Consider the following 3,809-nt stretch of genomic DNA (forward strand, 5'->3'; position numbering starts at 1 on the left):
TAATTATGACAACCTTTTTTAGGACGTGACAAACTTTTTTCGCCTTTCCCTTCTCTCTATCCACTTTTTTCACTACCTTTGCCCCCGAAATCTATTACTCACAAATCCACTGTTTACTGGTTTTACCTATTTTAAATGAATAAACTACTCATTCTCGGAAGTATCGCTTTCGACCAAATAGAAACTCCTTTCGGAAAAAGCAACGCTATTATGGGGGGCTCGGCTAACTATATAGCCCTTGCTGCCGCTCAGTTCGAAGTCCCCTCAGCTGTCGTCTCTATCGTAGGCGACGACTATCCACAAGACTACTTAAACCTCCTCTCCCAGCGCCATATCGACGTGTCGGGCATTGAGATAGTGCACGGAGGAAAAACGCTCTTTTGGAGTGGCAAGTATCGTAACGATATGAACCAACGCGATACCCTCGACACCCAACTGAACGTGCTTACCAATTTTAAGCCCGTAGTACCCGAAGCCTTCCGCAATGCCGAAGTGCTCTTACTCGGCAACCTCCACCCTACTCTGCAAATGGACGTACTCGACCAAATGCTATCGCGCCCCAAATTAGTGGTGATGGACACAATGAACTACTGGATGAACCACACTTGGGACTTGCTAATGGAGGTAATCGCCCGCGTAGATATGATTACAATCAACGATGAAGAAGCACGCCAACTTACCAAAGAGTATTCACTCGTGAAAGCCGCCCAGCGCATTATGGCAATGGGTGTGAAGTTCGTGGTGATTAAAAAAGGCGAACACGGGGCGCTATTATTCCACGACGACAAAGTGTTCTTTGCGCCAGCACTCCCCTTAGCCGAAGTATTCGACCCCACAGGTGCTGGTGATGCTTTTGCTGGCGGACTCGTAGGCTATCTCACCAAAACCCGTGACTATTCGTTCAGCAATCTAAAAAATGCTATTGTTCACGGCTCGAACATCGCCTCGTTTTGCATCGAGAAATTTGGAGCTGAGCGCCTGCTTACCCTCACCCAAGACGAGCGTCTCACCCGTTTACAACAATTCCGTGACCTTACTCAATTTGATATTCAACTTAAATAAGAGATAAAAGGTAAAACTGTTGCTTGTTGCCTCTTATCTCTTACCTCTTACCTAAAAAGATATGCTTTACAAAAGAAGTAGCGAACTATTCGCAGCCGCACAACAAGTACTCCCTGGCGGAGTCAATTCACCCGTACGCGCTTTCAATGCCGTAGGGGGACACCCTATTTTCATCAAAGAAGCCCAAGGCGCTTACCTCACCGATGAGGACAACCGCAAGTACATCGATTATATCGCCTCTTGGGGACCACTCATTTTAGGACACGCCTACCCTCCGGTAATTGAGGCAGTAACCGAGCGCGCCAAGAAAGGTACTTCTTTCGGTATTCCTACTGAAGTCGAAGTCCAAATCGCCGAATTAGCGGTCTCAATGGTGCCTCATATCGATAAGATTCGCTTTGTGAATAGCGGAACTGAAGCTTGTATGAGTGCCGTTCGCTTGGCTCGTGGCTATACTGGTCGTGAGAAGATTATCAAGTTTGCCGGTTGTTACCACGGACATTCCGATGCTTTCCTCATCGAGGCAGGTAGTGGTGGCGCAACTTTTGGTAGTCCCAATAGTCCTGGCGTGACTCAAGGCACGGCTAAAGATACGCTTTTAGCAAACTACAACGATTTAGCCTCCGTAAAAGCCCTCTTTGAAGCCAATCCACGGCAAATCGCTTGCGTAATTATCGAACCCGTAGCCGGAAATATGGGCTGTGTGCCTCCTGCCGAAGGTTTCTTGGAAGGATTGAGAGAACTCTGTACCGAAAACGGGGCGCTTTTGATATTCGATGAAGTGATGACCGGCTTCCGTTTGGCAAAAGGCGGAGCGCAAGAGGTCTTTGGTATCAAAGCCGATATCGTTACCTTCGGAAAAGTGATTGGTGGCGGACTCCCGGTAGGGGCTTTTGCTGCTAATAAAGAAATTATGAGCTATTTAGCTCCCGAAGGTCCCGTGTATCAAGCGGGGACTCTTAGCGGAAATCCTTTGGCGATGAGTGCTGGATTGGCAATGCTCACAGCGCTGAATGAACAACCTGAGGTGTTCGACAGTTTAGCCAAAAAGACAGCTTACTTGCACGAAGGCTTCGACAACGTACTGAAACGCGCAGGGTTCCCTTACCAAATCAATAGCTTTGGTTCGATGTTTACCCTCTTCTTTGCCGAAGAACCCGTAACCGATTTCGCCAGCTCAGCTAAGAGCGATACAGCACGTTTCCGCAAGTATTTTCACGGAATGCTACGCGAAGGTATCTACTTACCTCCAAGCGCTTTTGAAAGTTATTTCCTCAACGACGCCCTTACTTACGAAGATTTAGATAAGACCATCGGAGCTCTCAACAGAGTAATTATGGAATTGTAACACTCATAGTTAGCGTCATACTACACTTTGTCAAAGTCTCTAACCGCACGTACTGCTACGATACTTTTTGACAAAGTGTTTTTTTATTATAGCTTATCAAAATTGGTTTGCGAATTTTCGTTTTACACTTTGAAAAGAAACATTCTCTTGTTACATATCCAGCTGTGAGTCCTCGTTGGCTACCTTCAAAGGGGGAGTGTAGTGACGGAAAAGCGACAAGCGGGGAAATTAGTAAATTAGGAAATGAGAGAATTGGAAAATGAGTAAGTGGAGAAAATAGTTCTTTGAGCTGTAGGATTAGTGAGACAGGTAGGACAAGAGTATTGAACAAGTGGAACTTGTGGGACGAGTTTGAGGGTTTAATTTTAGGCAGAAGCTTTGGTAACGGTTGTGGTAAATAGACTGATAATCAGGGGTAGTATTATATTTAACATAAACTTTAACATTATTTTAACATATGGGGGGGGGTAAATTCGTACTTTTGCTCTAAATTAATTTATAAAAGAAAAAAATGTACAGAATTATTACCACTATTGCAGTGGCGTTTGCTACTATTACAGCGGTTAACGCCCAAGAGTTTAAAGTAGGTGCTAAAGCAGGATTACTTTTCCCTACGGTTTCTAATATTAAAACTACTTTTACCAATTCTGAAGGGATAACAGCCATTGAATATAAAACAGGCTTTAAGACAGGCTTTCATTTTGGAGGTTTTATAGAATACGGCTTTAACGACCATTTATTTGTAGAAGGAGGTATAGACTATTCTTTTCAAGGAGCTAAAGTGAAATCACTTGAAGCTACTACCATAGATAACAATGGTAAGATTGACATTCAAAAGGAAGATATTCAAAAGGGGAAATGGAATACGCAACAGCTTAACATTCCTCTTTGGGTGAAGTATGATATTGCTGGTTTTCGCCCTAAAGTAGGGGTAAACTTAGGTTACTTAACTAAAATAGAGATAAAAGGAGAAGGAGATAACCAAAAAGAAGAGACTCAATCACTTCCTCCTAAGAAAAGGTTTGACTTTGGTTTAGGTTTGGGTGCTGAATACAACTTGCCTTTTGGCTTATTCTTCGACGCTACTTTCAATTTAGGACTTACTAACTTATCTAACGAAAGTAAAACAGAATTAGACAATCAAGGAAGAGTTTCTTCCTTCCGTCCTTCTGTAGAATTTAAAAACCGTGTGATACAAATAGGAGTAGGGTATAAGTTTTAAAAGAATATTATTACTTAAAAGAAAAGACTGCTTTTTACAGCAGTCTTTTTTTGTTAAAGTACCTATCAAGAGTTGAACAATTTGATTATAAATATAATTCTTTACTCGGTTATAGATTTCCGACTCACTTATAAGCCCCCGAACCCCCGAAGGGGGACAAGCCACAAATAGGGTTAC

At 43.1% G+C, this 3,809-nt stretch carries 3 protein-coding genes; all 3 read left to right on the forward strand.

Annotated features, from left to right (window positions below):
• The first annotated feature begins 135 nt into the window (after positions 1 to 135).
• The 3 genes from HMPREF9078_RS09815 to HMPREF9078_RS09825 all read left to right on the forward strand — a co-directional run bounded on the left by HMPREF9078_RS09815 (position 136) and on the right by HMPREF9078_RS09825 (position 3,632).
• Positions 136 to 1,062: a PfkB family carbohydrate kinase gene (locus tag HMPREF9078_RS09815; protein WP_009420527.1), complete on the forward strand. Its 927-nt coding sequence runs from the start codon at positions 136 to 138 to the stop codon at positions 1,060 to 1,062.
• A gap of 61 nt (positions 1,063 to 1,123) precedes the next feature.
• Positions 1,124 to 2,410 carry a glutamate-1-semialdehyde 2,1-aminomutase gene (gene hemL, locus HMPREF9078_RS09820; RefSeq protein ID WP_009420528.1) on the forward strand — a complete coding sequence of 429 codons (1,287 nt, stop codon included), beginning with the start codon at positions 1,124 to 1,126 and terminating at the stop codon, positions 2,408 to 2,410.
• A gap of 511 nt (positions 2,411 to 2,921) precedes the next feature.
• Positions 2,922 to 3,632, forward strand: a complete 711-nt coding sequence (locus tag HMPREF9078_RS09825) for a porin family protein (protein ID WP_009410778.1) — start codon at positions 2,922 to 2,924, stop codon at positions 3,630 to 3,632.
• Positions 3,633 to 3,809: the final 177 nt, after the last annotated feature.

This window comes from Capnocytophaga sp. oral taxon 380 str. F0488, assembly GCF_000318255.2.
GTDB classification, from domain to species: Bacteria; Bacteroidota; Bacteroidia; order Flavobacteriales; family Flavobacteriaceae; genus Capnocytophaga; species Capnocytophaga ochracea.

What these genes read in the sequence shown, in the direction of transcription:
- hemL (WP_009420528.1), top strand. Translation starts at nt 1,124, where the DNA reads ATGCTTTACAAAAGAAGTAGCGAACTATTCGCAGCCGCACAACAAGTA.
- HMPREF9078_RS09815 (WP_009420527.1), top strand. Translation starts at nt 136, where the DNA reads ATGAATAAACTACTCATTCTCGGAAGTATCGCTTTCGACCAAATAGAA.
- HMPREF9078_RS09825 (WP_009410778.1), top strand. Translation starts at nt 2,922, where the DNA reads ATGTACAGAATTATTACCACTATTGCAGTGGCGTTTGCTACTATTACA.